This is a genomic window from Microbacterium sp. MDV22-iso44 (assembly GCF_058629135.1).
The window spans coordinates 202108-228717 of sequence record NZ_JBZVWS010000001.1 but is presented as its reverse complement, the minus strand read 5'-3'; the positions used below and the strand labels follow the sequence as shown (position 1 = coordinate 228717).

The following is a 26610-nucleotide window of genomic DNA, read 5'->3' as shown; positions in this document are numbered from 1 at the left end:
GTCGCCGGCACATCCACCTGTACCTCGAACGAAAGATACGTCGAACGTGGCGAACATCAAGTCGCAGATCAAGCGCAACAAGACCAACGAGAAGGCCCGCGAGCGGAACAAGGCCGTCAAGAGCGAGCTGCGGACCGTCGTCCGTCAGACCCGCGCGGCCATCACCGCCGGCGACAAGGCCGCTGCCGAGAAGGCTCTGGTGAAGGCGACCAAGAAGCTCGACAAGGCCGTCAGCAAGGGCGTCATCCACGAGAACCAGGCGGCCAACCGCAAGTCCTCGATCGCGAAGCAGGTCGCTGCTCTCTGAGCCGCGAACGCCAAGCTACGACGAAGGCCCGTCCCGAAAGGGATGGGCCTTCGTCGTTTGCGGGCGCCTCAGGCGCCGTACGGGGCTCGCGTGGCGACGACCGTGACGAGACGCTCGACCGCGAACACGGCGTCGCGGGACGCGCCTTTGACCTCGGCATCCGCTCGGGCGGCAGCCTGGATCGCGATGCCGAGCGAAGACTCGGTCCAGCCGGCGAGGTCGCGGCGGGCACGGTCGACCTGCCAGTCCTTCATGCCGATGCGCGCGGCGAGGGCGCCGGAGGGCTCGCGGGTGCCGGCGACGCGCGCCATGGTGCGGAGCTTCGAGGCGATCGCCGCGACCATGGGCACGGGGTCCGCCCCGGAGGCGAGCGCGTGGCGGAGGGTGACGAGGGCGTCGCCGTAGCGGCCGGCGATGGCGGTGTCGGCGACGGCGAACGCGGTCGTCTCGACGCGGCCGCCGTAGTAACGGGTGACGACCTGCTCGGTGATGTCGCCCTCGACGTCGGAGATGAGCTGCTGGCACGCGGCCGCGAGCTCGGTGAGGTCGTCGGCGAAGGCCGAGACGAGGGCGCGGAGCGCGGGCGGGGCGATGCGGCGTTTGGCGGCCTGGAACTCGCCCGCCGCGAAGTCGAAGCGGTCGGAGTCACGCTTGACCGCGGGGCAGGCGATCTCGATGCCGCCGCCGGCGCCCGAACGGATCGTGTCGAGGAGCTTCTTGCCGCGAACGCTCGCGCCGGTGTGGCGGAGCACGATCGTCGCGCCCTCCTGCGGCGCTTCGAGGTAGCGGATCGCCTCTGTCAGGAACGCGTCGGAGCATTTCTCGACACCCGAGACGCGGACGAGGCGCGGCTCGCCGAACAGCGAGGGTGACGACACCGCGAAGAGCGTGCCCGGCGCGTAGTCGTCGGCGCGGATGTCGGTGACTTCGAGGCTCGGATCCTCGGCGCGCAGGTATTCACGGATGCCGGCGGTCGCCCGCTCGGCGCAGATCTCCTCGGGCCCCGAGACGAGGACGACGGGCGCGGGCTGCGGCGCACGCCAGGAGATCTGCGGGATCGCCGACTTCGCCGTCTTCGCGGCAGGACGACGGGGGCTCGGCATGGGTCCAGCCTACCGAGGGCTACCGACGCTGCGCCGCCGTAGCGGGAGGATGCGGGACAGCGCCCACACCGCAGCACCCGCCGCAAGGAGCATCGCCAAGAGCCCGAGGCTCGTGAGGACGAGCGCTCCGAGCCCGCGACTGGGCAGAAGAAACCCGTAGGGCACCCAGCCGTCGGTCTGACCACGCAGCAAGACGACCACCAGCCAGACGATCGGGTAGGGCAACACGAGCCACAGGTTGCGCCACGGCAGGCGCGGCCGGTCGCGAACGAGCGTCCAGTCGAGCACCACGTAGAGCGGCAGCACGATGTGCAGGACGGCGCTCACCCACGGCGGTGCGGAGCCCGTGCCGGGGACGAAACCGTTGTAGACGACGGCCACCACGATGAGACAGGCGACCACGACGCCGCGCGCAACGGTCAGCCACGTCGGGACGACCCGGTTGCGGAGCAGAAGGATGCCGATGGCGCCGAGCACGAGCGCGCTCCACAGCGCCGTCTGGTTCGTGAAGTAGCCGAAGAAGTCGAAGGGGTTCGCGCTCCCCCGCTGCACGGAGCGAGCGTAGGTCCACCCCAGGACGGCGAGAACGCCAACGGCCATGCCGAGTCGCACACCGCCGATCTCGGTGAGGGAAAGAGGCGTGCGCGTGGGAGGCATCCGGTCAGCCTACGAGGGTCAGCCGTCTTCCCCGCGGGACCGCCACAGCCGGATCCCGTCACCGTCGCGCCAAAGAGCGACGTCACCGGACCTGTCGGTGCGGGCGATGATCGCGTGCTCCTCGCGGAGGAGGTCGAGGATCTCGTCCCGTGGGTGGCCGTAGGTGTTCTCTCCGACGGTCACGAGGGCGACGGCCGCGTCGAGCCCTTCGTAGAGGCTGTGGTTCTGATCGGCGCTGCCGTGGTGCGCGACTTTGACCACTGAATAGGTGCGGTCGATCGCGTGGGAAGCGAGCAGGGATCGTTGCGGCTGCGCCGACAGGTCGCCGAGGAAGATGGCGTCGGGGACGCGGCATCCGGTGATGTCGATGACGACGCTCGCGTCGTTCCCGGAGGGGTAGACCGGGTCGCGCGGCTTGGGCCACAGGGCGCGCCAGCGGCACTCCCCCAGGGCGCCGCTCTGGCCGGCGGACACCTCGAGCGCACGCGCACCGGCCACGGTGAAGCGGGCGATCACGGTGGCCGCTTCAGGATCGGGGATCGGACCGTGCAGGACGAGGTCGGCGCGGCCGACCATGACGTCTGCACCTCCGCGGTGATCCATGTCGAAATGCGTGAAGACGAGGACGTCGACACGGTCGATCGCGAATCGATCGAGGCACGCGCGGAGGGGCGCCGGCTCCGGCCCCGTGTCGATGAGCATGACCGCGTCGCCGGCCCGGACGAGGACCGCGTCGCCTTGGCCGACGTCGCATGCGACGATCGCCCACTCGTCCGGGGCACGGGTCCGGTCGATGAAGGTCCGGAACGGCCCCGCCCCCACCACGACGACGATGACCGCGACGAGCGCCCACCCCGCCCACCGCCGCAACCGATGCCGACGCGCCACGAGCACGATGCCGATCGCGGCTCCTGTCGCGGCGAGGGCGATAAGACCCGGCATCCCTTCCAGCCATCCGATGGATGCCCCGGGCAGCCGCGCGGACACGTCCGCCGTCCCCGCGATCCAGGCGGCGGGCAGCCAGGCGATCGCCGCGAGCCCCTGCGCGAGGACGGGAAATGGCAGCGCGAGGCATGCCACCAGCCCGAGGACGGTCGCGGCGGGCGCCGCGGGTCCTGCGAGCAGGTTCGCAAGCACGCCGACGAGAGGCACGGTCGGCTCGATCAGCACGAGCAGCGGGCCGCAGGCGAGCTGGGCCGCGAGCGGCACGGAGAGGGCGAGCGCGAGGGGCGCCGGCATCCATCGCGACATCCCGTCGGCGAGCGGCCCGGCGAACAGCAGGAGCGACCCGGTCGCCACCGCCGACAGGGCGAAGCCGAGGGAGGCCGCGAGCCAAGGGTCGAGCACCAGCAGCACGCACACCGACGCGGACAGGATGGACATGCCCGCGCCGATCCGCCCCAGCAGGACGCCCAGCATGGCGATCGCCGCCATCACGCCCGCTCGAACGACGCTGGGTTCGGGTGAGACGAGCACGATGAACGCGATGAGCGTCGCGAGTCCCGCCGTGACGCGGGTGCCGCGCCGCGCCCCGCAGAGGGCAGCGAAGCCGAATGCGATCCCGACGACGAGCGCGCAGTTCGCCCCGGAGACTGCGGTGAGGTGCGAAAGCGACGATGCCTTCATCTGCTGGTCGAGGTCGTCGGTGACCGCTGACGTGTCGCCGACGGCGAGCCCCGGGACGAGCCCCGCACCGGGGTCAGGGAGGCCGTCGACCGCGTTCACCAGGCCCGTCCGCAGCTGGGCCGCCGCGGCGAGCGGGCCCGTAGGCGGACGCTCGAGCTCGAGCGACAACGCCTCGACGACGAGGACTTCCCGGTCCCCGGCATCCGCTCGGAACGCGGTCCCCGTCACGACCGCACGCGCCCCCAGGTCGAGCCCGGGCGGCCTCTCCTGCGTCCGGACGAGGACGGGAGCCGAGACCGGAGTCGTGTCGGGGCCGATCGTGACGGCGCGGGTGATCGCGTCGAAGCGGAACCCGGTGGCGGACCGTTCGACCTTGCCGACGACATCGACCTCGAACGTGGCGCTACGCCCCCCGGTGATCGGCAGGTCTGCGACGGCGTCCCGCGCGGGCTGAGCGAGCGCGACATGGGATGCCGCGCCCCCGGCGACAGCGAAGGCCACCGCGATCAGTGCCGCCGTCGTCGGCCGGGACCCTCGCGCCGCGATCACCAGAGCAAGGACGGCAACCACCCACAGTGCGACAGCGAGAGCGGTTGCATGCTCGGGGAAGACGATCGCGGCGCCTGCACCGGCCCACGCCACGAGAGCGACCGGCAGCAACCGAAGGTCTCGACGCCGCGCGGTCCGCACACTCATGCCGCAAGCGTCGTCGAGACGTGCCGTGGCCGGCTGAGCTCGAGGACGATCCGAGGATCCGTGCGCTGTGCGAGACCTCGTGGAGAAAGCAAGGTCGCCGCTCAGACGGCAGTCAGCAAGCTTCTGGCCCGCGCTGAATACTCCTCATCGAGCGAACCAGCGCGGCTTCCGCGACAGCTCACCTGCGCTGACGCCGTACCACTCCAACAAAGACAGGTCATCCGACGACCATCTCTCAGAGCGGATCTCGTCGTAGACCTTCTCTGCCAGCGCGTTGAGGCCGAGTCGGTCAGCGGACTGCCAGGCCCCGCCCAGACTCGTGGCGCGCCCGGTGCCCGGCTGATCCCAATGGCCGTCGAGGTACCCAGCGATGACAGCCTCAGCGTCGGGATGTGCCTCGATCGTCGGGAGCAGTGTCCTGTCCAGATCGAACGTCAACATCTCCACCGATTTGTAGAGTCGGGAACGACGAGCGACCTGCGATAGCGACGAGGCCACCAGTACTTCGTCCTCAGTGCCAGCTCTCCACGCGAGTGACACCGCCCGGAACGCGACGTCGAACTCGGCGCCCGCGTCCACCCGATCGACGCTCAGGAACAGTTCCCAGCGCACGCCGCCTTGGGTTCTGAACCAGTCGGCTCCGTCCCTTTCGAAGTGTGCGGACGCGAGATGCGTCGCCATCACTTTCGAGATCTCATACTTCGATGAGCTCGACCCGGTTCGACGTTCCACAGTCGTCAACCTAGCCTCGATACCCCTCCAGTTGGGCCGAGCCGATTTCAGACTCTGCTGCGCGACGAAGCGGAGAGAACTGCCGTGCCGAGCCCGCCGCGACCAGAGTTGCGGCCGCGCCGCCGGAAAGATGCGGGCTGAAGAAATCACCGACAGCCTGGCCACGATCGTCGACAAACCGACCGCCATCCATCCATCCCCGGCCGCGCGGTCCGAACACTCACACCGTCACCAGGTCGCGGATAGACGCGAGCATCTTCTCCCCGATCCCCGGCACCGCCATGAGATCGTCGACGCTGGTGAAGCGGCCGTTCTCCTCGCGCCAGTCGAGGATCCGCTGCGCGATCGCCGGACCCACCCGCGGAAGCGTGTCGAGGGCGGCGAGGTCAGCGGTGTTGAGGTTCACACGACCGTCCCCCTCAGGGGCGGCCGAGGCGCCGGCATCCGTCTGCTCGGCTCCCTCGGCCGGGATGTGCAGCTGTTCACCGTCGCTCACCGGCCGCGCCAGGTTCACGCCCTCGCGGGAGGCCTTGTCCGAGAACCCGCCCGCGGCAGCGACGGCATCGACGACGCGGGCGCCCTGGTCGAGGCGATAGAGGCCGGGGGCGCGGACCTCACCGGAGACGTGGACGTAGACCGCGGCGGGCGCGACCGTCTCGGCCACGGCATCGGGGACCGTCTCGACGGCGGACTCGGCGCCGGTGCGCACGATCCCGATCGCGATGGTCACCGCGGCCACCACGACGACCAGGACGATCGCGGCTCCGATCCCCAACCGGCGTCGAGATCCCGGCACCGCCTCCGCACCCATGACCACGATCATCGCGGCGACGACCGCTGACGCCGGCCGCAGGCCGAGGACGGTGGAGGAACGATTGCCGAACGGTCGCCGTGGAGAAGGCGACCGTCCTCACCGAGTCAGGCGACGGTGAAGCTGACGACCTTCGGCGCCCGCACGACGGCGCGGGTGATCTCCTTGTCGCCGATGGCCCGACGCACCTTCTCGTCGGCGAGGGCGAGCTTCTCGAGCTCGTCGCCCGAGATCTTCGCCGGGACGGTGAGCGTGCCGCGCACCTTGCCGTTGACCTGCACGACCGCCGTCACCGACTCCTCGACGAGGAGCGTGGGGTCGGCCTGACGCCACGGCACGACGCCGACGAACGGCTTGTAGCCGAGGATCTCCCACATCTCCTCCGCGGTGTGCGGGGCGAAGAGGTCGAGGATCATCGCGACGGCCTCGGCGGCCTCGCGGACGGCGGGGTCGGCGGCGCCTGCGCCCGAGTCGATCGTCTTGCGCGTCGCGTTGACGAGCTCCATGAGACGCGCGACCACCACGTTGAACTTCGACTGCTCGACGAGCCCGACGACATCGGCCCACAGGCGGTGGGTCACGCGGCGGAGCGCGGTGTCCCCCTCGGCCCAGACGACGTCCGACGGGCTCGCGACGTCGGAGGCGACACGCAGTGCGCGCGACAGGAACTTCTGGGCACCGGTCGTCGAGACGTCCTCCCAGTTGATGTCGTCCTCGACAGGCCCGGCGAATGCGATAGCGACACGGACGGCATCCGCACCCGGGTCGTCCATGCTCGACGCGAACTCGACGAGGTTGCCCTTCGACTTCGACATCTTCGAGCCGTCGAGCAGGACCATGCCCTGGTTGATCAGGCTCGTGAACGGCTCGGTGAAGTCGACGAGGCCCATGTCGAACAGGACCTTCGTGATGAACCGGGCGTACAGCAGGTGGAGGATCGCGTGCTCGACGCCGCCGATGTACGAGTCGACCGGCGCCCACTTGGATGCCTCGGCGCTCGGGAACGGCTCCGTCGCCCAGTTCGGGGCCAGGAAGCGCAGGAAGTACCACGAGCTGTCGACGAACGTGTCCATCGTGTCGGCGTCGCGGAGAGCCGGCTCGCCGGTCTCGGGGTCGACCGTCGACATCCACTCCGTGGCGCCGCCCAGCGGCGACGTGCCCTTGGGCTTCAGGTCGAGACCCTTGGCGTCGGGGAGAATGACGGGCAGCTGCTCGTCGGGAACGGGGACGATCCGCCCGTCCTCGGTGTGGATCATCGGGATCGGTGTGCCCCAGAAGCGCTGGCGCGAGATCAGCCAGTCGCGCAGGCGATAGGTCTTCGCGGCGCGACCGGTCCCCGCAGACGTGAGCTCCTCGATCGCGCGGGCGATCGCGTTGCGCTTGGACAGGCCGTTGAGCGACCCGGAGTTGATGAGGCGTCCGTCGCCCGTCAGGGCGGTGCCCGTGCGGGCGGGGTCGATCGACTCGAGGTCATCGCCGATCGGCACGCCGTCCTCGTCGACCTCGATGACCGGGATGGCACCGGTGACCGGAGCGGTCGTGTCGACGACGACCTTCACGGGCAGGTCGAACGCGCGGGCGAAGTCGAGGTCGCGCTGGTCGTGCGCGGGGACGGCCATGACGGCACCGTGCCCGTAGTCGGCGAGGACGTAGTCCGCCGCCCAGATCGGCAGACGCTCGCCGTTGATCGGGTTGATCGCGAAGCGGTCGAGGAAGACACCGGTCTTGGGGCGATCAGCGGTCTGGCGCTCGATCTCGCTCGTTTTCTGCACCGTGTCGAGGTAAGCGCGGAAGCGCTGCTGGACCTCGGGCGAGGCGCCCTCGGCCAGTTCGGCGGCGAGGTCGGAGTCCGGCGCGACGACCATGAAGGTCGCGCCGTGCAGGGTGTCGGGGCGGGTGGAGAAGACGGTGATCTTCTCGGCGCGCCCCTCGATCTCGAAGTCGATGTCGGCGCCGATGGAGCGGCCGATCCAGTTGCGCTGCATCTGCAGCACCTTGTGGGGCCAGAAGCCCTCGAGCTGGTTCAGGTCATCGAGCAGACGGTCGGCGTACTCGGTGATCTTGAAGTACCACTGCGTCAGCTTCTTCTTGACGACCTCGTACCCGCAGCGCTCGCAGTGTCCGTCGACGACCTGCTCGTTCGCGAGCACGGTCTGGTCGTTGGGGCACCAGTTGACGGCGCTCTGCTTGCGGTAAGCGAGCCCGCGCTCGAACAGGCGCTGGAACAGCCACTGGTTCCAGCGGTAGTACTCGGGGTCGCTCGTGTGGAGCACGCGGCTCCAGTCGTACGACGACCCGAACGCGCGGAAGCTGACCTTGTGCTGGTCGATGTTGTTGTAGGTCCACTCGCGCGGGTCGGACCCGGCGCCGCCCTTGATCGCGGCGTTCTCGGCGGGCAGGCCGAAGGAGTCCCAGCCGATCGGGTTCAGCACGTTGTAGCCGCGGTGACGCCAGAAGCGTGCGACGGCGTCGACGTAGGCGTAGTTCTCGGCGTGGCCCATGTGCAGGTCGCCCGAGGGGTACGGGAACATTCCGAGGACGTACTTGCGCGGACGGGTGTCTTCGTCGCCGCCGGCCTTGAACGGGTCGGACTCCGCCCACCGGGCCTGCCACTTCGCCTGGATGGCGCGGGAGTCGAAGCCGGTCTGCTCGGGAGCCGATGCGTCGGAGGAGGTGCTGGATGACACGGTGAACCAATCGTGCAAAGTCGGGAGGGCGCGCGAAAACGCCTTTTCAGCCTAGCGGACCAGGACTTTCACCATCCCGGTGGCAGTTCCGCACCCAGCGCGCGAAGCGGCGCTCGGGCTTTGATCCCCACCTCCGCGACCTCGTCGGCCGCTATCGAGCCCCACGTGATACCGCCGCCGGCACCGACGTAGGCCCCGCCCGGATGGGTCACGATCGAGCGGATCACCATGGCGAAGTCGAGTCCCCCGTCCGAGCCGACCCACCCGAAGCACCCCGCGAAGACACCGCGCGGCGCGCCCTCCAGCCGGTGGAGGATCTGCATCGCCGAGAGCTTCGGCGCGCCCGTCATGCTCCCGGCCGGGAAAGCGGCATCCCACAGGTCGCCGACCGTCGTCCCCGGGCGCACCCGCCCCGCCACCGTGCTCACGAGCTGGTGCACCGCGGGGTAGGACTCGACCTCGAGCAGTCGCTCCGCCGCGACCGTCCCCGTCTGGCACACGCGCTGCAGGTCGTTGCGCATGAGGTCGACGATCATGACGTTCTCGGCCTGCTCCTTCTCACTCCCCCGCAGCTGGGCGGCGAGAGCCGCGTCCTCGACGACGTCGACAGAACGCGGTCGCGTGCCCTTGATGGGGCGCGTGCGGACGATCCCCTCCGAGACCGAGAGGAACTGCTCGGGTGACGCACTGACGAGCGCCCACCCGCCGCTGCGGATGAATCCGCCGTGGTGCGCCGGCGTCGCGGCTCTCAGCCGCAGGTACGTGTCGACCGGGTCGACGGATGCCTCCGTCTCGAACCGCGTGGTGAGGCACAGCTGGTACGCACGCCCCTCCCTGATCTCTTCGCGACACTGTTCGATGAGGGCGATGTACCCCGCAGGATCGTGCCGGGCGACGACCTCGACCACGGGCGGTTCCGCGGGGCTCGGGGCCTCTCCCGTCGCGATAGCCCGAGCGACCGACGCGGCCAGCCCGTCGAGGACGTCCTCCGCACCGAAGGCGACCATCCGCCGTGCAGCGTGATCGAACCCCAGCATCCGATCGACGCGGAGCCAGACCTCTGCGGGCCCGACGTCGTCCACGGCAGGCGCGCCGGCGCGGCGGGCCGCCGCGTCGTACCCCGACCAGCCGACCCAGCCGCCACGGAAGGGTCCCGCAGCGGCATCCGTCCCACCGGAGAGGCGGACCTCGCGGGGAGGAGACGAGGGGATGCCGGTGCCCACCCAGCTCCATCCGCTCAGAGCGTCCGGGCCGGCGTCCAGCCAGAACCCGTCCGAGGCATCGCCGACGACGGCGGCGAAAGCGACAGCGGGATCGAGCCAGCCGTCGAGAGCGCAGGAGGCGAGGTCGCTGGACACTCCCTCAGGGTAGACGGCGGATAATCTGAGGTCGTGAACGAGATCCTCGACTGGCTGCTCGATACCGTCCAGGCGGTCGACCCGGTCGTGCGCGTCATCGTCGCCGGACTCGCGATGATGCTCGAAACGAGCGTCCTGGTCGGGCTCATCGTCCCCGGTGACACGATCGTCATCGTGGCCGGCACGGCCGTCGACAACCTCGCCGAGGGCACCTGGCTCGTCCTGGCCATCCTCATCGGATCGCTCATCGGCGAGAGCATCGGATTCGCGCTCGGACGCTGGCTGGGACCGCGCATCCGGTTCTCGCGCGTCGGGAAGCTGATCGGCGAACGCAACTGGATGCGCGCGGAGCTCTATCTGCGTCGACGCGGCGGGCCCGCCATCTTCCTGTCGCGCTTCCTCCCGGTCCTCCACTCCCTCGTCCCGCTCACCGTGGGGATGAGCGGATTCGCGTACCGCAGGTTCCTCGCGTGGACCGTGCCCGCGTGCACGGTCTGGTCGGTCGCGTACGTCTCCGTCGCCGCGGCCGCCGCCGAGGGGTACCGCGAACTCTCCGACAGCCTCCACTACGCGGGCTACCTCTTCGTCGCCGTCATCGCGGCGTTCGTCCTGCTCGTCTACATCGCGAAGCGCGTCATCAGCGCCCGGGAGGCACGCCACCTCGAGCTCGACGATGCGCCGGAGGCTCGGGCCGACGACGTGAAAGACTGAATCGATGTCCTCCTCCCCCCGCGACGCCAAGGTGCTCTGGCTGGCACGCCTCGAATACCGGTTCCACGCCTGGCGCGAGAAGCGCGCCCGCGCGAGGGGACAGCGTCCCACCGTCGCCGCCTTCCCCGGTTACGGCAGCACCGAGTGGGTGCGCGTCCTCGGCCGCGTGCTGATCCCGCCGAAGGCGAAGCGTCGGGAGCGAGGCGACTACGCGGGCGTGCGGGGGTGGCGCAGCTTCGCTGCCGTGCCGATCGCCCACGCCACGGTCACCGTGGTGATCGACGGTGTGAGTCACGAGGTGACGGCGGATCGCGGCGGCGTCATCGACGCCGTCCTGCCCGCGACGCTCTCCGCCGGCTGGCAGACGATCACGATGAGCGTCGAGAAGGCCGACCCCGTCGACGCCCGCGTCTTCATCGTCGGAGACGACATCCGGTTCGGCGTCATCTCGGACGTCGATGACACGGTCATGGTCACCGCGCTCCCCCGGCCCTTCGTCGCCGCATGGAACTCCTTCGTCCTCAATGAGCACGCCCGCCAGCCCGTCCCCGGGATGGCTGTCCTGCTCGAGCGGCTTGCGCGCGAGAACCCCGGGTCGCCCATCCTGTACCTGTCGACCGGGGCGTGGAACGTCGCTCCGACGCTGGTCCGGTTCCAGCGTCGGCATCTCTTCCCGCTCGGGGCCATGCTCCTGACGGACTGGGGTCCGACCCACGACCGGTGGTTCCGCAGCGGCAAGGAGCACAAGAAGGAGAACCTGCGCCGGCTGGCGGACGAGTTCCCCGACATCGACTGGCTGCTGATCGGCGACGACGGTCAGCACGACGACGAGATCTACACCCAGTTCACGATCGAGCATCCAGAACAGGTAGCCGCTGTAGCGATCCGGCGACTGACCCCGGCAGAGGCAGTCCTCGCCGGTGGACGGACGGCCGTAGACGATCACAGCGCGGCCGGCGTGCCCTGGGTGACCGGCGACGACGGAGCGGAGCTGCTCGAGCGTCTGACCGACGTCGACATCGTCCGCGATGTCCCCACCTCCTCCTAGGCTGACAGCCATGTGCGGTCGCTTCGTCGTTGCCAACGTCGCCTCGGAACTCGTCGGCGTACTCCGTGTCGATGTCGAGAGCGACGATCTCCCCGCGCCGTCGTACAACATCGCCCCGACCTCGCGGGTGGGTATCGTCCTCGACTCGGCCAAGACCGACCCGCCCACACGGCGGCTGGAGCCGGCGCGCTGGGGCCTCGTCCCCTCGTGGGCGAAGGACGTGAAGGTCGGCGCGCGGGCGTTCAACGCGCGTTCGGAGGAGCTCGAGGACAAGCCGATGTTCCGGCAGGCCCTCATCAAGCGCCGCGCGATCGTGCCTGCCACCGGGTACTACGAGTGGCAGACGACCGACGAGGGCAAGACGCCGTACTTCATCCATCCCGCCGACGGGTCCCCGCTGCTGTTCGCGGGACTCTACGAGTGGTGGAAGGACCCGGCGAAGGCCGAGGACGACCCCACGCGCTGGGTGCTGTCCTTCACGATCATCACGCGCGACGCCGTCGCGCCGCTCGGATCGATCCATGACCGGATGCCGTTGTTCCTCGACGCCGACTTCGCCGACGCGTGGCTCGACACCGAGGTGGACAACGTCGGCGACCTCCTCGACGCCGCCGTCGACGCAGCCCCCCAGGTCGTCGCCGGCCTCACCGACCACGTCGTCTCCAGTGCCGTCGGCAACGTCCGCAACGATTCCCCCGAACTCATCCAGCCCCTCTGACCGGCCTGCAATGCCCACCCTGACGAGCGACGTCCTCGCGCGGACCGACTGGACCGAGCGGATGCGAGCGCATGCCGAGCGGGCCGATGCGCTGACCGCCGGGCGCCGCCGTCGCGCAGCGAGAGCCGAGACTCACCCGGTCGACGACTTCCTCTACACCTACTACTCGTACAAGCCGTCGCTCCTGCGCCGGTGGCACCCCGGCCGCGATGTCCGACTGGCGGATGCCGCCGACGCACCGCACATCGCATGGCGGTGGTACCGAGTCGATCGCGATGCGGTCATCGCCGACGCCGAGGCGTTCCTCACGGAGAAAGCGCCTCTGGTCCGAGCGATCCGCGGCATCCTGTCGAGCACGCTCGGGCGGACGGGCTCATACGGGTGCTTCGGCCTGCACGAATGGGCCATGGTCTACCGTGACGGCGAGACGCGGCATCCCGTGCCGCTGCGGCTCGGTGGGGATGGCACAGATGCCGTCGTCGAGGCCCACGACCTGCGGTGCACGCACATCGACGCATTCCGGTTCTTCACTCCTGAAGCGACGCCTCGCAATCGCTTCACGCCCACGCGCGAGACCCAGGCGCAGAACGAGCAGCCAGGTTGCCTGCACGCCGGAATGGATCTCTACAAATGGGCGGTGAAGCTCGGCCCGCTGGTTCCCGGCGAGTTGCTGCTGGATGCGTTCGTGCTCGCCCGCGACATCCGGGAACTCGACATGCGAGCCTCGCCGTACGACCTCAGCGACTGGGGCTACTCCCCCGTGCCCATCGAGACGCCGGCGGGCAAGGCCGAGTACGTCGCTGGGCAACGACGGTTCACCGAGCGGTCGCAGCCGATCCGCGCGCGGCTCCTCGCGCTGATCGACGTGGCGAGGGAGAACGAAAACGTCAAGACCCTCGACCCGCTGTCGTGGGAAGGTCACTCTTGAAGAAGCGAGAGGATGACACCAATGAGCACCAACGACACGCCCACCACGCCCGACCTGGAACGACTCGTCGGCGGCGAGCAGGATGGCCTCCCCCCGGCGCCAATGGGGGCACCAGACGATGTGGACACGATCGCACCCGAGGACCGCTTCCACGCACCCCGAGGTGGAGACCTCGAGGTGGACGATGCCTCGGACACATGAGGTCGTCACTGCATTGAGCGCCGCGCCGGGATCGTCTCGACGGCCTGTTTCGCGGCCCGAAGTCGCTGGTACCGGCCGAGGGGGGTTGACGAATCATCGAACGCGATGAAAGCCCCATCAACGCGGACGACGTAACCCACACGTCGCGCGTGGTCGTCGCAGACGTGCAATCCCGGCTCGGTTACCTTCCACTGGAGCGCGTCCTTCTGTGGTCCGAGGTACGTCGGCATCACGGTCCTCTGCTCTCGTTCTGATGGTGAGCCGGGGTCCGGGGCAACGTGCTGCCACTGTAATGCCACCCCGGAGACCGGCACAAGAAGATCGATGCGAGCTCGCGGACTCCCTACAATGGGATCAGCGTCCCTGGACCTAGGCCGCCTCGGGATACCCAGGTCTGGAGGAAACGTGCTCGGTTCCCACTCAGTGGACGATGACCCGATTTGTGCCGTCTTTCTGACGATGCTTCCGGTTCATCATGTGGGCGTCTCGACGCTGGGCGACCCGTTCGACGTCGAGACCGTGTGTGCGAGCGACGGCGCGGCTGCGGCTCTCGAAGACATTCAGCTGAGTTCCGGGGTCGGGCCAGGCTGGGACGCCCGAGTCGCGCGCACCCCCGTCCTTCTGCACGATCTCCGCGACGCGGCGACGACGGACTGGCCGATGCTCCAGTCCGTCGCCGCGCATCACGGTGTTCGCTCCCTGTACGCGTTCCCGATGACCGTCGGTGCGCTCGAGGTGGGAGTCGTCGATCTGTACGCCGACGGCCGAGGAGCACTGAAGCAGCGGGACGTTGCCCTTGCCTCCCTGATGGCGGATGCGGCCGCCCTCCGCATCTTCGAGCGGGTTCTGGCCGGCAACGCTGCCGACGCCGGTTTCGGTTCATCGTCTCGACGGATCGTCCATCAGGCAACCGGCATGGTCTGCGCGCAGTTGCGAGTGAACTCCGATGACGCGCTCGTGGTCATCCGCGCCCACGCGTTCGCATCTGGACGGTCAGTGACGGAGATCGCCGAGTCCATCATCAGTCGCGAGATCGATTTCACCGCCTGAGACCAACGTGATTCGGAGGAGGTTGGAGACATGAGCAGGGAACCGCGGGAAAAGCAGCTCATCGAGACGTTCGTGGAGATCGCGGACACCATGGTGGGTGGATATGACGTCGTCGATCTGCTGTATCGCCTGGTGTCACGGTGCTCGGAGATCTTCTCGGCGGCGGATGCCGGCATCCTTCTGCGCACCGGAGGGCAACCGCTCGAAGTCGTCGCCTCGACGACGGAGCGAAGCCAGCTCATCAGCCTCCTTCAGCTCACCGCGGATGAAGGTCCCTGCGTCGATGCCTACCGATCCGGCGAACCGGTGAGCGTCGACGACATCTCATCCATCCGGGAACGCTGGCCGCTCTTCGCTGAAAGCGCAGGGGCGCTGGGTTACAACTGGATGCACGCCGTGCCGTTGCGTCTCCGCAACGAGGTCATCGGCTCTCTCAACCTCTTCGGCGACGGTTCGGAGAGCCTCAGCCCCGAAGACTCTCTCGCAGCGCGCGGACTGGCGGATATCGCGACCATCGGCATCCTCCACGAGCAGGCATTCCGCGAGGCGGATGTCGCGCGCACGCAGCTGCAGCAGGCGCTCGACAGTCGAGTCGTGATCGAACAGGCGAAGGGCGTCCTGGCCCACACGCACAACATCGACATGGACGAGGCATTCCAGCGTCTGCGGGCGCACGCACGGACGAGTCAGCAGCGCCTCGCCGACGTCGCCCGCGACGTCGTGGCGCATGCCAGCGACCGGACGCGTGACCTCGAGGATTTGTGACCGGCGCGCGCGGGTCTACAGGAACCCGCGGAGTGCGCTCCGGACCTCGACGAGCACGTGACACCCGCACCTTCCAGAAACACAAAAACCCCGGCGAACCGGGGTATTTGGTGGACCTGAGGGGACTCGAACCCCTGACCCCCTGCATGCCATGCAGGTGCGCTACCAGCTGCGCCACAGGCCCTTGGTCGCCGCTCGCGGCAACTCATCCAGCTTACTACACGCGGAGGAGTGCTCTGAACACGCGGCGACGACGTCACTCGCTGCGCGTGGGCTCCGCGATCGTCACGGGGATGATCGGGCAGTCCTTCCACAGGCGCTCGAGGCCGTAGAACACGCGCTCCTCTTCGTGGAAGACGTGGACGACCAGGTCGCCGAAGTCGATCAGCACCCAGCGCGATTCGTCGCGTCCCTCCCGGCGCAGGCGCTTCTGGCCCGCCTCGAGCATCTTGTCCTCGACCTCGTCGGCGATGGCGGCGACGTTGCGCTCGCTGTTACCGGTGACGAGGAGGAAGGCGTCGATCAGCGGAAGCGGTCCCGACACGTCGAAGGCGACGAGATCGGTTCCCCCCTTGCTGTCGGCGGCGGCCGCGGCCACCTGGACCAGTTCGTGCGTGTGCTCTGCAGCAACCATTAAAAGACTCCGTTCACAACGGTGAAGATGAGCACCGTCGCGAGAGCCAGCCCGAGGGCACCGGCGCAGATCGCGAGGGTCATGATGAGCCGGCTTCCCTTTTCGGGAGCCGGGGGGCGGATGATCTCATCCGCACTCTTGATCGTACTGATCGCCGCCGATGCGGCGATCGGGGTCGGTGAGGATGCCGGCGGCAGTTCGCCGTCCATGAGGGCGGCGTCGGCATCCTTACCGTCGGATTCAGGGGACGTCCCCGTGGACCCGAAGCTCTCCGGCAACGCGTAGCTGCCGGTGATGATCAGTTCTCCCGTGCCGAGGATCGGGACCGAGAGCGATCCGGTCTCGGGCGTCTGCGACAGGATCAGCGCGTTAGGCGCCGACGACGAGCCGCTGCCGCCGCGCGTCAGCAGGTGGTCGAACGACGGCGGAACGTCGACGGGCGCCGCACCGTCTGCGAGGAGTTGCGCGCCGAGCTCGGGAGCGACGACCCGCGCGGGCTCCGGCGCGTCGGTGGGCTCGTCGGCTTCGGCGTCCGCGTCGGCGGGGGCCGCGTCGAGGGGAACTTCTGCGGAGTCGGCATCCGGCTCGACAGTGTGCTCCGGCGCGTCCGAGACGGGTTCCGCAGATTCGTCCACCGAGGTCGATCCCTCAGCGTCCTCCTGCGGCGTCTCGGCGTCGTCGGCGGAAGCATGGTCATCATCGTGGTCCCCATCGGCGGGGATCCCATCGACCGGCTCACCATCGTCCGTCTCGTCCTCAGCCGTCTCGTGCTCGGTCGCCGCGGCGTCGCTTGTCGAGACCTCGTCCGTTACGGGAGCGGACTCGACGACGTCGACCGTCCCGGTGCGCAGCTTCGCGAGATGCCGCGCCTGGCGTCGCGTCACGGGGTGGGCGTCAGGGTCGAGGTCCACGTCGTCCGCGAGAACGGCCGGAGTGCGCTCCGGGGCGACCTCGGACTCGTGCTCGACCTCGGCGAGAGCAGCCTCCACGGCAGCGGCGTCCGACGCGTCGGCATCCGCTTGCGCCTCTTCGGGCGTGATGATCGGCGTGGATGCCGTGTTGCGCAGCTCCCGCAGCTGCCGCCGTGTCAGGGGCGGGGTGCTCGGCTGGTCTGGTGTGCTCATGCCTTGCTCCGATACAGGTGATGCTTCGCAATGTATTGGACGACGCCGTCGGGCACGAGGTACCAAACGGGGTGCCCACGGCTCACGCGAGCGCGGCAGTCGGTGGACGAGATGGACAGTGCCGGGATCTCGAGGACGCTGACGTCGTCTGAGGGCAGCCCGTCGACGCTCAGCGTGTGGCCCGGACGGGAGACCGCCACGAAGTGCGCGAGGTCCCACAGTTCGTCGACGTCCCGCCAGCCGACGATCTGTGCGATCGCGTCCGCACCGGTGATGAAGAAGAGCTGCGCATCGGGCCGCTGCGCTTTGAGGTCACGCAACGTGTCGATCGTGTAGGTTGCCCCGGTGCGGTCGACGTCGACACGACTGACGGTGAACATGGGGTTGGATGCCGTGGCGATGACGGTCATCAGATAGCGGTGCTCAGCCGACGACACGCCGGACTTCTGCCAGGGCTGACCGGTCGGGACGAACACGACCTCGTCGAGGTCGAACGACTGCGCGACCTCGCTCGCCGCCACGAGGTGACCGTGGTGGATGGGGTCGAACGTGCCGCCCATCACACCGATACGCGGTGCCCGCGTGGTTGCCATGAACGCGGCCTCAGTGGTGGCCGTGGCCCGCCTGCTGCACGGGGTTCTTCGCGGCGTACGCCTCCGCCTTGTGGGCGTGACGGTTGGCCACGTTGCGGTACGACAGGCTCACGAGGCCCAGCAGCATGAACAGCGCGAAAGCCACGATGCCGTACCCGTAGGTCGTGGCCATGACGTTTCCACCGTGGTGCTCAGTCTCGGCTGCGGCGAGGACGATGGTCGTCGCGAAGTTCATTCGGGCTCCGTTCGAGGGGTCGGGTGCAGGAACAGTTTAGGCGGTCAGGACCGGATCTGCCCGGCGCCCCGCGCCAACCACTTCGTGGTCGTCAGTTCGGGCAGCCCCATGGGCCCTCGGGCGTGGAGCTTCTGGGTCGAGATCCCCACCTCGGCGCCGAAGCCGAACTCTCCCCCGTCGGTGAACCGGGTCGACGCGTTGACCATCACGACGGCGGCATCCACTTCGGCCAGGAACCGTTCGGCGACGTCGTCGTCGGTCGTGATGATCGATTCGGTGTGCTGCGTCGAGTAGCGCCGGATGTGAGCCAGCGCGTCGTCGAGGTCGTCGACGACGCGGATCGAGATGTCGAGGCTCATGTGCTCGGTGGCCCAGTCCTCGTCGGTCGCGGGTACGACATCCCGCCCGAAGGATGCCGCGGCGGCATCGCCGTGGACGGTCACGCCGCGTTCCTGCAGAGCCTCGATGACGGAGGGCAGGAGACGGGATGCCGCATCGCGGTGCACGAGGACGGTCTCCACCGCATTGCAGACACTCGGACGCTGCACCTTCGCGTTGACGACGATGTCGGTCGCCCAGTCCAGCGGTGCGGTCGCGTCGAGGACGATGTGCACGACGCCGGCGCCGGTTTCGATGACGGGGACGGAGGACTCGGTGACGACGGTCTCGATGAGCTGCGCGCTCCCCCGCGGCACGAGGACGTCGACGAGGCCGCGCGCCCGCATGAGGGCCCGCGCACCATCGCGTCCGAAGTCGTCGACGGTCTGGATCGCCTCGGGGTCGACGCCGGCGTCGGCGAGAGCGCCCCTCATCACCGAGATCAGCGCCGCATTGGTCGACTGCGCAGCACTCCCCCCTCGCAGCACCACCGCGTTCCCCGAACGGAGCGCGAGGGCGGCGATGTCGACGGTCACGTTGGGACGAGCCTCGTAGATCGACCCGATCACACCGAACGGCACGGAGACCTTCTGCAGGTGCAGCCCGTTGTCGAGAACGCGGTCGTCGAGGACGCGTCCGACGGGGTCGGGCAGCTGGGCGACGTCGCGCACCGCCGTCGCGAGGGCCGCGACCCGACTGCCGTCGAGGGTGAGCCGGTCGATGAGCCCCGTCGTGAGGCCGTCAGCTCGCCCGCGCGAGACGTCGTCCGCGTTCGCGGCGACGATCTCGTCGACGTTCGCATCGATGGCCTCCGCGATCGAACGCAGGAGAGCGGTCTTGGCGGCATCCGTCAGCAGTCCCAGCGACCGCGAGGCGGTCCGCGCCGAATGCATGCGCTCCTGGGGCGTGGCAGCGGTGATCGTCATCCGCCAAGTCTAGGGCGGCGGATGCCGGGCCTCAGCGTGTCAGGTGCCGTCGACCCGCACCGGAGCGGTAGTCACGGGAGCGGCGGGCTGGGGGTTCGGTGCGAACCAGGTGCCCACCTGTTCGCCCCGCAGCGCGTCGTGCACGAGGTCGGCGCTCGTGACGAGCACCGCGATCCCGGCGGATGCTGCCAGCCGAGCGGCCGAGGCCTTCGTCGCCGCTCCGCCCGTGCCGACACTGTTCACCACGACGGACCCGAACTGATAGCCCGACAGATCGTCGCCGTACGCGACGTCGATGATCGGGGTGGCGCCCGGCTCGTCCGGCGGGCGCGTGTAGAGAGTCTCGATGTCGCTCAGGAGCACGAGGGCGTCGGCGCCCACGAGCTGAGCCACGAGGGCCGCCAATCGGTCGTTGTCGCCGAAGCGGATCTCGTGGGTCGCGACGGTGTCGTTCTCGTTGACGATCGGGAGGATGCGCAGGCCCAGGAGGCGTTCCATGGCCCGTCGGGCGTTGGAACGGTGCGTCGGGTTCTCGAGGTCCCCCGCGGTCAGGAGCACCTGCCCGGCGACGATGTCGAAGGGCCGAAGGGCCTCCTGGTAGCGGTAGATCAGGACGTTCTGCCCGACGGCGGCCGCGGCCTGCTGCGTCGCGAGGTCGCTCGGACGGGCGTCGAGCAGCAGGAACGGCATCCCGGTCGCGATCGCACCCGAGGACACCAGGACGACCTCGGTCCCGCGGGCGTGCGCCTCGGCCAGGGCATCGACGATCGGCCCGATCTTCTCCGCGTTCTCACCACTGATGGACGACGAGCCCACCTTGACGACGACGCGGCGTGCGCCCGCGAGCCCGGCACGGTCCTGCAGCGTCACGACTCGTCCTCGTCCTCCCCGCGCGTCGCAGCGATCCGCTCGGACTCGAGCTCGGCGCGCGCCTCGGCCTTGGCATCCATCCGCTCGTGATAGCGATCACGGCGCTGCGAGGTCGTGCGACGGGGGTTCAGGTCGAGTCGGGGATCCGTGCCACGCGGCGCGGTCATGAGCTCGGCTGCGGACCCGAGCGAGGGGTGCCAGTCGAAGACGATCCCGTCGCCGGCGCCGATGACGACCGTCGACCCGGCCTGCGCACCGGCCTTGAAGAGGCCGTCCTCCACGCCGAGCTTCTCGAGGCGGTCGGCCAGGAAGCCGACGGCCTCTTCGTTCTGGAAGTCCGTCTGCTGCACCCACCGCACCGGCTTGTCGCCGAGGATGCGGTAGATGTTGCCGTAGGTGCCACCCTCGACGCGGATCTCGAAGTCCTTCTTCGTTCCCTGCGGGCGGATGACGACGCGCTCGGGAGCGGGCGCCGCGGCCAGCGCCGCACGGTGCTCCTCGACGATCTCACCGAGGGCGAACGTCAGCTGACGGAGGCCGTCGCGGCTGACCGTCGAGATGTCGAAGACACGGAATCCGCGCTGCTCGAGCTCAGGGCGAACGAGATCTGCGAGCTCCTTCGCCTCGGGCACGTCGAGCTTGTTCAGCGCGACGAGCTGCGGCCGTTCGAGCAGTGGAATCTGCCCCTCGGGAACGGGGTAGGCGGCGAGCTCGGCCAGGATCACGTCGAGGTCGCTGATGGGGTCGCGACCGGGCTCCAGCGTCGCGCAATCGAGCACGTGGACGAGGGCCGTGCAACGCTCGACGTGGCGGAGGAACTCGAGCCCGAGGCCCTTGCCCTCGCTCGCGCCTTCGATCAGCCCGGGGACGTCGGCCACGGTGTAGCGGGCATCGCCGGCCTGGACGACACCGAGGTTCGGGTGCAGCGTCGTGAACGGGTAGTCGGCGATCTTGGGCCGCGCCGCCGAGATGGCCGCGATGAGGCTCGACTTGCCGGCCGACGGGAACCCGACCAGAGCCACGTCAGCGACGGTCTTCAGCTCGAGCTGAACGTCGCCCTCCCACCCCGGGGTACCCAGGAGTGCGAATCCGGGCGCCTTGCGCTTCGGGTTCGCGAGCGCCGCGTTGCCGAGACCACCCTGGCCGCCGGGGGCGACGACGAAGCGGATGCCGGGCGTCGCCATGTCGACGAGGACCTCACCGGTCTCGTCCTTGACGACGGTTCCGACGGGCACCTGGAGCTCGAGCGGCTCGCCCTGGGCTCCGGAGCGGTGGTCTCCCATGCCGAAGCCGCCGTTACCGGCGGAACGGTGCGGCGAGTGGTGGTACGAGAGCAGGGTGGTGACCTGGGGGTCGGACACGAGGATGATGTCGCCGCCGTGCCCCCCGTTGCCGCCGTCAGGACCGGCGAGAGGCTTGAACTTCTCGCGCTTCACGGACACGCAGCCGTTGCCGCCCTTGCCTGCGCTCAAATGCAGCGTCACGCGATCGACGAACGTCACCATGCGGTGTCTCCTGACGGGGAAGCCGACCACGGTCGGCGGGGAAAAAGCGAGGGGCGGGCCGCAGCCCGCCCCTCGTCAAGGATTGTGTGTGGTCACTCAGCGACCGGCACGATGTTGACGACCTTGCGGCCGCCCTTCGTGCCGAACTCGACCGCACCGGCGGCCAGAGCGAACAGCGTGTCGTCGCCACCGCGGCCGACATCGGCGCCGGGGTGGAAGTGGGTGCCGCGCTGACGGACGATGATCTCGCCGGCGAGGACCTTCTGACCACCGAACCGCTTCACGCCGAGGCGCTGTGCGTTGGAGTCACGACCGTTACGGGTGGAGCTTGCGCCCTTTTTGTGTGCCATCTCTCGTGTCCTCTCGGCTACTTACTTGATGCCGGTGATCTTGACGCGCGTGAGGTCCTGGCGGTGGCCCTGGCGCTTCTTGTAGCCGGTCTTGTTCTTGAACTTCTGGATGATGATCTTCGGACCACGCTCTTCGCCGACGACCTCGGCGGTGACCTTGACCTTGGCGAGCTTGTCGGCGTCGGTCGTCACGGCGTCGCCGTCGACGAACAGGACGGCGGGGAGCTCGATCTTGTCGCCGATCTTGGCCGACTGACGGTCGAGGACGACGATCGTTCCGACCTGAACCTTCTCCTGACGGCCACCGGCGCGCACAACTGCGTAAACCACTTCACACCTTGTTTCTTCTGTGGAGCGCACGGCTCCGATTGTCTGATGAGACTGGAAGTCATGGTGCGGAAGCCAGGCTCTGCATCGCAACTGCCTGCGACACGTGACGCACCAAGGGACCAGAATACCCGATCCCCGCAGTGAGGGCAAAAGCGACCTCCGGCGCGTCGCGCGCGGTCCCGCCCGGGACGCGCCCGCCTAAGATCGGCGGATGACCGTTCTCGTCGACTCCGCGATGTGGCCCGCCCACGGCAGGCTGTGGGCCCACCTGGTCTCGGACAGCGACCTGGATGAGCTGCACGCCTTCGCGGCGACCCACGGCATCCCGCCGCGTGCATTCGATCGCGACCACTACGACGTCCCGGAGGACGCGATCGCGCGCCTGGTCGCCGGCGGCGCCGAGCAGGTCGGCGCGCACGAGCTCGTGCGCCGACTGATCGCCTCGGGACTGCGCGTCACCGCCCGCCAACGTCGGGGGCGGTGACGCGCCGGATCAGTCCTCCGGAGCCGTCTGGACGGGTGTGCCCGTGAGGGCGGCCGTCGTCACACGACGGCGCGCGCGGCCCTGACCCGGAGCCTTCGGCTCGGGGAGCGCCTCGAGGACCGAGTCGAGCAGACGATCGGCATCGGTCTTCGGCGCGGCATCCGCCTTCTTGCGACGGGGACGCTTGGCGCGCTCGGGCCGCTCGGCGACCTGCTCCTCCGCAGCGGCCGCGGCCGCCTCCTCGTGAGGCTGGATGGTGGATGCCGCGATCTGCGCGAGCGCGGACTTCACACCCTCCGTGATGACGTGGGTGTGGCCGGGTGCCGCGGCGGGGGCGTTTGCGCCCTGATTCTGCGACGAACCGCTGTTCTGGCGCGGACGGCGGTTGTTCCCGTTGTTGCCACCGTTGCCGTTGCCGCGGTCGCCACCCGAGGAACGGTGCTTGACGACGGGGTCGTGGTGGACGATGACGCCTCGACCAGCGCACACCTCGCACGCCTCGCTGAACGTCTCGAGCAGGCCGAGGCCGATCTTCTTGCGAGTCATCTGCACGAGGCCGAGCGAGGTGACCTCGGCGACCTGGTGCTTCGTCCGGTCGCGGCTCAGGCACTCGACGAGGCGGCGGAGGACGAGGTCGCGGTTGGACTCGAGCACCATGTCGATGAAGTCGACGACGATGATGCCGCCGATGTCGCGAAGGCGCAGCTGGCGGACGATCTCCTCCGCGGCCTCGAGGTTGTTCTTCGTGACCGTCTCTTCGAGGTTTCCGCCGGTGCCGACGAACTTGCCGGTGTTGACGTCGACGACCGTCATCGCCTCGGTGCGGTCGATGACGAGGGAACCACCGGAGGGCAGCCAGACCTTGCGATCCAGCGCCTTCTCGATCTGCTCGGTGACGCGGAAGACGTCGAACGGGTCCTGCTCGCCCTCGTACTTCTCGATGCGCTCGAGCAGGTCGGGAGCGACGCCCGTCAGGTACGACGTGATGGTCTCGTATGCCTCGTCGCCCTGGATGAGCATCTTGCGGAAGTCCTCGTTGAAGACATCGCGGACGATCTTGACCAGGAGGTCGGGCTCCGAGTGCAGGAGCGCCGGAGCCTGCCCGGTCTGCGCCTGCGTGCTGATGTGCTCCCACTGCGAGGTGAGCCGCTGGACGTCCCTCGTCAGCTGCTCCTCGGTCGCGCCCTCGGCGGCCGTGCGCACGATGACGCCGGACGACTCCGGGAGGACCTCCTTGAGGATCTTCTTCAGGCGAGCACGCTCGGTGTCGGGGAGCTTCCGCGAGATGCCGTTCATGGCGCCGCCGGGAACGTACACCAGGTAGCGACCCGGAAGGGAGATCTGGCTCGTCAGGCGGGCGCCCTTGTGGCCGACGGGGTCCTTCGTGACCTGCACGAGGACACGGTCGCCGGACTTGAGTGCCAGCTCGATCCGGCGGGGCTGGTTGCCGGTCTCGACGGCATCCCAGTCGACCTCACCGGAGTACAGCACGGCGTTGCGGCCGCGACCGATGTCGACGAAGGCCGCCTCCATGCTGGGGAGGACGTTCTGCACGCGACCGAGGTACACGTTGCCGATGAGCGACGCATCCTGGTTGCGGGCGACGTAGTGCTCGACGAGGACGTTGTCCTCGAGCACGCCGATCTGGATGCGACCGCCGCGCGAGCGGACGATCATGTCGCGATCGACGGACTCGCGGCGGGCGAGGAACTCGGCCTCGGTGACGACGGCGCGGCGACGACCGGCTTCGCGCCCGTCGCGACGGCGCTGCTTCTTGGCTTCGAGTCGCGTGGATCCCTTGATCCGCTGCGGCTCGGTGATGACCTCGACGGCGCGGCGGCGGGGCGCGACCGGCTCGTCGTTCTGCTCGACGGCGTTGCCACCGCGACGACGGTTGCGACGACGCGAGCTGCCGCCGGACTCGGCGGACGGCTCATCACGGTCGTCACGCCCACGGTCGTCCCGGCCGCGGTCGTCCCGGTCGCGCTCGTCGCGCGCCGCAGCCGGCAACGGCGGGACCTCGGGGGCGTAGAAGTGGAGGGCCGTCGACACGGCCGAGACGAACTGTTCGGGCAGGAGCCCGAGGCTGACCGCCGTCGGGATCGTCGGCTCGGCAGGCTGCTCCGGCTCGGTGGGCTGCTCCGGCTCAGCAGGCTGCTCCGGCTCGGCGGACTGCTCGGGCTCGGCAGGCTGCTCGGCTTCGACCGGCTGAGCGGCCTCCGTGGACGGAGCGTCTTCCACCGGCTCCTCGGAACCGGAGGACTGGACGTCCTGCTCGGGCTCGACCTGCTGCTCGAGCTGAGCTGCATCCTGATCGGACGACGCCACCTCGGCGGTCTGGTCGGCCGTGGCCGTCAGATCCCCATCGATCGCGTCGGTCGCTGTCGTGTCGTTCGTGTCATCTGCCATCTCTGGCCTACTCCCAGCCGACGGCCCCGCGTGCCGTCCGGCGAAAATCGGGCGGCGACGCTCCGGTCTCGGAGGTGCCGCGAACTCATTCGGTCTGCAGCCGATCCCCGCACACTCGGCGGGGTGATGCTGCGCGGGCGTGATCGCCCGAAGTCTTCTGGTGACATCTTGGCGGCGCGGCCGCGGGGACGTCGAGCCCCATTATCCCACTACCCGGACCCGAACCGTGACCGGAGCTCTCCGATATGCACGGCCGGCGCATCAGAAAGGTGATCAATCCCGATGGGATAATCGCCGACATGACCACGCGGACCCGCTCTCCCCGCCCGACCGTCTTCGCACTCTGGCTGATCTTCGCCGGCGTCGTGGGGTGGATCGCGGCGTTCGCACTGACCACCGAGAAGTTCTCGCTCCTGGAGAACCCCGGCTCGTCGGCATCCTGCGACATCAGCCTTCTCGTCCAGTGCGGGAAGAACCTCGACTCGGCCCAGGGGTCGGTGTTCGGGTTCCCGAACCCGATCCTCGGCCTCACCGGGTGGGTCGCTCCGATCGTTGTGGGTGCGGCGCTGCTGGCCGGGGCGCGCTTCGCGAAGTGGTTCTGGCTGCTGTTCGGGCTCGGCGTGACCGCTGCGTTCGCGTTCGTCCTCTGGCTCATCACGCAGAGCATCTTCGTGCTGGCCACCCTCTGCCCCTGGTGCATGGTGACGTGGTCGGTGACGATCCCGACGTTCTTCGCCGTCGCCGTCCACCTGGTCCGCGAAGGGGCGATCCCGGCATCCGCCGCCGTCCGACGACGCGCGGACGCGCTCATGCCCTGGACACCGCTCATGGCCATCGTGGCGTTCGCGGTGGTGGGCGTGATCGCTCAGGCGCGACTGGACTGGATCTCCGAGTTCACCCGCTGAGACGACGACGCGCCCGCCCCGGTGATCGGGACGGGCGCGTGACGACGTGTCGTCAGTCGAACCAAATCGCGAGCTCCCGGTTCGCGGACTCGGCGCTGTCGCTGCCGTGCACGAGGTTCTGCTGAACGGCGAGGCCCCAGTCGCGTCCGAAGTCCCCGCGGATCGTGCCGGGTGCGGCCGTCGTCGGGTCGGTGGTCCCCGCGAGCGAGCGGAAACCCTCGATGACGCGGTTGCCGGCGAGGCGGATCGCCACGGACGGGCCCGACATCATGAACTCGAGGAGCGGCTCGTAGAACGGCTTGCCCTCGTGCTCGGCGTAGTGCTGCTCGAGGCGCTCGCGATCGGGGTCGACCAGGCGGATGTCGACGAGCGAGTACCCCTTCGCCTCGATGCGGGCGAGGATCGCGCCGGTCAGTCCGCGCGCGACGCCGTCGGGCTTCACGAGGACGAGTGTCTGTTCGGTGGCCAT

At 69.1% G+C, this 26610-nt stretch carries 29 protein-coding genes and 1 tRNA gene; 10 read left to right on the top strand and 20 right to left on the bottom strand.

What is annotated here, in order from left to right:
* The first annotated feature begins 46 nt into the window (after positions 1-46).
* On the top strand, positions 47-307 hold the full coding sequence (gene rpsT, locus AC4NN1_RS01120) for a 30S ribosomal protein S20 (protein ID WP_018186614.1): 261 nt from the start codon (positions 47-49) through the stop codon (positions 305-307).
* 68 nt (positions 308-375) lie between these two features.
* Here rpsT and holA read toward each other — a convergent pair whose 3' ends face one another.
* The 7 genes from holA to AC4NN1_RS01085 all read right to left on the bottom strand — a co-directional run bounded on the left by holA (position 376) and on the right by AC4NN1_RS01085 (position 9977).
* Positions 376-1410, bottom strand: a complete 1035-nt coding sequence (holA, locus tag AC4NN1_RS01115; protein WP_018186613.1) for a DNA polymerase III subunit delta — start codon at positions 1408-1410, stop codon at positions 376-378.
* A gap of 9 nt (positions 1411-1419) precedes the next feature.
* Positions 1420-2067: a Pr6Pr family membrane protein gene (locus tag AC4NN1_RS01110; RefSeq protein ID WP_336123572.1), complete on the bottom strand. Its 648-nt coding sequence runs from the start codon at positions 2065-2067 to the stop codon at positions 1420-1422.
* An 18-nt stretch (positions 2068-2085) separates the two neighbouring features.
* A complete protein-coding gene (locus AC4NN1_RS01105) occupies positions 2086-4389 on the bottom strand; it encodes a ComEC/Rec2 family competence protein (RefSeq protein ID WP_491954333.1) in 2304 nt (767 codons plus the stop codon).
* A 144-nt stretch (positions 4390-4533) separates the two neighbouring features.
* Positions 4534-5310: a hypothetical protein gene (locus tag AC4NN1_RS01100; protein WP_491954332.1), complete on the bottom strand. Its 777-nt coding sequence runs from the start codon at positions 5308-5310 to the stop codon at positions 4534-4536.
* A gap of 31 nt (positions 5311-5341) precedes the next feature.
* Entirely contained in the window at positions 5342-5932 is a 591-nt protein-coding gene (locus tag AC4NN1_RS01095; protein WP_491954331.1) for a ComEA family DNA-binding protein, read from the bottom strand.
* Between the two features lie 107 nt (positions 5933-6039).
* Positions 6040-8619 (bottom strand): leucine--tRNA ligase, encoded by a 2580-nt coding sequence (gene leuS / locus AC4NN1_RS01090; RefSeq protein WP_491954330.1) that lies wholly within the window; start codon positions 8617-8619, stop codon positions 6040-6042.
* 68 nt (positions 8620-8687) lie between these two features.
* The gene (locus tag AC4NN1_RS01085; RefSeq protein ID WP_336123567.1) at positions 8688-9977 is read right to left on the bottom strand and encodes an anthranilate synthase component I family protein; all 1290 of its coding nucleotides are present in this window, start codon (positions 9975-9977) and stop codon (positions 8688-8690) included.
* 33 nt (positions 9978-10010) lie between these two features.
* Between AC4NN1_RS01085 and AC4NN1_RS01080 the strand changes: the two genes are divergently transcribed.
* Genes AC4NN1_RS01080 through AC4NN1_RS01060 form a run of 5 tightly spaced genes read left to right on the top strand, consistent with a single transcriptional unit; the run spans position 10011 to position 13583 of the window.
* Positions 10011-10688: a DedA family protein gene (locus tag AC4NN1_RS01080; RefSeq protein WP_491954329.1), complete on the top strand. Its 678-nt coding sequence runs from the start codon at positions 10011-10013 to the stop codon at positions 10686-10688.
* A 4-nt stretch (positions 10689-10692) separates the two neighbouring features.
* The gene (locus AC4NN1_RS01075; RefSeq protein ID WP_491954328.1) at positions 10693-11736 is read left to right on the top strand and encodes an App1 family protein phosphatidate phosphatase; all 1044 of its coding nucleotides are present in this window, start codon (positions 10693-10695) and stop codon (positions 11734-11736) included.
* Between the two features lie 10 nt (positions 11737-11746).
* Complete coding sequence (locus AC4NN1_RS01070) at positions 11747-12454, top strand: SOS response-associated peptidase (protein WP_018186605.1); 708 nt, start codon at positions 11747-11749, stop codon at positions 12452-12454.
* 10 nt (positions 12455-12464) lie between these two features.
* A complete protein-coding gene (locus AC4NN1_RS01065; RefSeq protein WP_491954327.1) occupies positions 12465-13382 on the top strand; it encodes a 3-methyladenine DNA glycosylase in 918 nt (305 codons plus the stop codon).
* A 21-nt stretch (positions 13383-13403) separates the two neighbouring features.
* Positions 13404-13583, top strand: coding sequence for a hypothetical protein (locus AC4NN1_RS01060; RefSeq protein WP_491954326.1), 180 nt, complete (start codon positions 13404-13406; stop codon positions 13581-13583).
* A gap of 5 nt (positions 13584-13588) precedes the next feature.
* Here the strand turns inward: AC4NN1_RS01060 and AC4NN1_RS01055 are convergent, their stop codons facing one another.
* Positions 13589-13813 carry a hypothetical protein gene (locus tag AC4NN1_RS01055; protein WP_491954325.1) on the bottom strand — a complete coding sequence of 75 codons (225 nt, stop codon included), beginning with the start codon at positions 13811-13813 and terminating at the stop codon, positions 13589-13591.
* A 118-nt stretch (positions 13814-13931) separates the two neighbouring features.
* Between AC4NN1_RS01055 and AC4NN1_RS01050 the strand changes: the two genes are divergently transcribed.
* Positions 13932-14633: a GAF and ANTAR domain-containing protein gene (locus AC4NN1_RS01050; RefSeq protein ID WP_491954324.1), complete on the top strand. Its 702-nt coding sequence runs from the start codon at positions 13932-13934 to the stop codon at positions 14631-14633.
* A gap of 30 nt (positions 14634-14663) precedes the next feature.
* Positions 14664-15398: an ANTAR domain-containing protein gene (locus AC4NN1_RS01045; protein ID WP_491954323.1), complete on the top strand. Its 735-nt coding sequence runs from the start codon at positions 14664-14666 to the stop codon at positions 15396-15398.
* A 108-nt stretch (positions 15399-15506) separates the two neighbouring features.
* Here AC4NN1_RS01045 and AC4NN1_RS01040 read toward each other — a convergent pair.
* The 10 genes from AC4NN1_RS01040 to rplU all read right to left on the bottom strand — a co-directional run bounded on the left by AC4NN1_RS01040 (position 15507) and on the right by rplU (position 22343).
* Positions 15507-15582 (bottom strand) — tRNA-Ala (locus AC4NN1_RS01040).
* 72 nt (positions 15583-15654) lie between these two features.
* The gene (gene rsfS / locus AC4NN1_RS01035) at positions 15655-16032 is read right to left on the bottom strand and encodes a ribosome silencing factor (protein WP_020097446.1); all 378 of its coding nucleotides are present in this window, start codon (positions 16030-16032) and stop codon (positions 15655-15657) included.
* Positions 16032-17156 (bottom strand): hypothetical protein, encoded by a 1125-nt coding sequence (locus AC4NN1_RS01030; RefSeq protein WP_491954322.1) that lies wholly within the window; start codon positions 17154-17156, stop codon positions 16032-16034. Before AC4NN1_RS01030 ends, rsfS begins: the two co-directional genes overlap by 1 nt.
* A complete protein-coding gene (gene nadD, locus AC4NN1_RS01025; RefSeq protein ID WP_491954321.1) occupies positions 17153-17749 on the bottom strand; it encodes a nicotinate-nucleotide adenylyltransferase in 597 nt (198 codons plus the stop codon). Before nadD ends, AC4NN1_RS01030 begins: the two co-directional genes overlap by 4 nt.
* Positions 17750-17759: 10 nt before the next feature.
* Positions 17760-17984 carry a hypothetical protein gene (locus AC4NN1_RS01020; protein ID WP_018186597.1) on the bottom strand — a complete coding sequence of 75 codons (225 nt, stop codon included), beginning with the start codon at positions 17982-17984 and terminating at the stop codon, positions 17760-17762.
* 44 nt (positions 17985-18028) lie between these two features.
* Positions 18029-19288: a glutamate-5-semialdehyde dehydrogenase gene (locus AC4NN1_RS01015; RefSeq protein ID WP_491954320.1), complete on the bottom strand. Its 1260-nt coding sequence runs from the start codon at positions 19286-19288 to the stop codon at positions 18029-18031.
* Between the two features lie 39 nt (positions 19289-19327).
* A complete protein-coding gene (proB, locus tag AC4NN1_RS01010) occupies positions 19328-20158 on the bottom strand; it encodes a glutamate 5-kinase (protein WP_336123536.1) in 831 nt (276 codons plus the stop codon).
* Positions 20155-21663, bottom strand: a complete 1509-nt coding sequence (gene obgE, locus AC4NN1_RS01005) for a GTPase ObgE (RefSeq protein ID WP_018186594.1) — start codon at positions 21661-21663, stop codon at positions 20155-20157. The genes proB and obgE overlap by 4 nt, the downstream gene beginning before the upstream one ends.
* 92 nt (positions 21664-21755) lie before the next feature.
* Positions 21756-22013 carry a 50S ribosomal protein L27 gene (rpmA, locus tag AC4NN1_RS01000; RefSeq protein ID WP_018186593.1) on the bottom strand — a complete coding sequence of 86 codons (258 nt, stop codon included), beginning with the start codon at positions 22011-22013 and terminating at the stop codon, positions 21756-21758.
* Between the two features lie 21 nt (positions 22014-22034).
* Complete coding sequence (rplU, locus tag AC4NN1_RS00995) at positions 22035-22343, bottom strand: 50S ribosomal protein L21 (RefSeq protein ID WP_026302840.1); 309 nt, start codon at positions 22341-22343, stop codon at positions 22035-22037.
* Between the two features lie 211 nt (positions 22344-22554).
* Between rplU and AC4NN1_RS00990 the strand changes: the two genes are divergently transcribed.
* Complete coding sequence (locus AC4NN1_RS00990; RefSeq protein WP_018186591.1) at positions 22555-22827, top strand: DUF4031 domain-containing protein; 273 nt, start codon at positions 22555-22557, stop codon at positions 22825-22827.
* Positions 22828-22836: 9 nt separating this feature from the next.
* Here AC4NN1_RS00990 and AC4NN1_RS00985 read toward each other — a convergent pair whose 3' ends face one another.
* Complete coding sequence (locus AC4NN1_RS00985) at positions 22837-25236, bottom strand: Rne/Rng family ribonuclease (protein ID WP_336123535.1); 2400 nt, start codon at positions 25234-25236, stop codon at positions 22837-22839.
* Positions 25237-25535: 299 nt separating this feature from the next.
* Between AC4NN1_RS00985 and AC4NN1_RS00980 the strand changes: the two genes are divergently transcribed.
* Positions 25536-26141 carry a vitamin K epoxide reductase family protein gene (locus AC4NN1_RS00980; protein ID WP_491954319.1) on the top strand — a complete coding sequence of 202 codons (606 nt, stop codon included), beginning with the start codon at positions 25536-25538 and terminating at the stop codon, positions 26139-26141.
* Between the two features lie 52 nt (positions 26142-26193).
* Here AC4NN1_RS00980 and ndk read toward each other — a convergent pair whose 3' ends face one another.
* Positions 26194-26610, bottom strand: a complete 417-nt coding sequence (gene ndk / locus AC4NN1_RS00975) for a nucleoside-diphosphate kinase (RefSeq protein WP_018186588.1) — start codon at positions 26608-26610, stop codon at positions 26194-26196.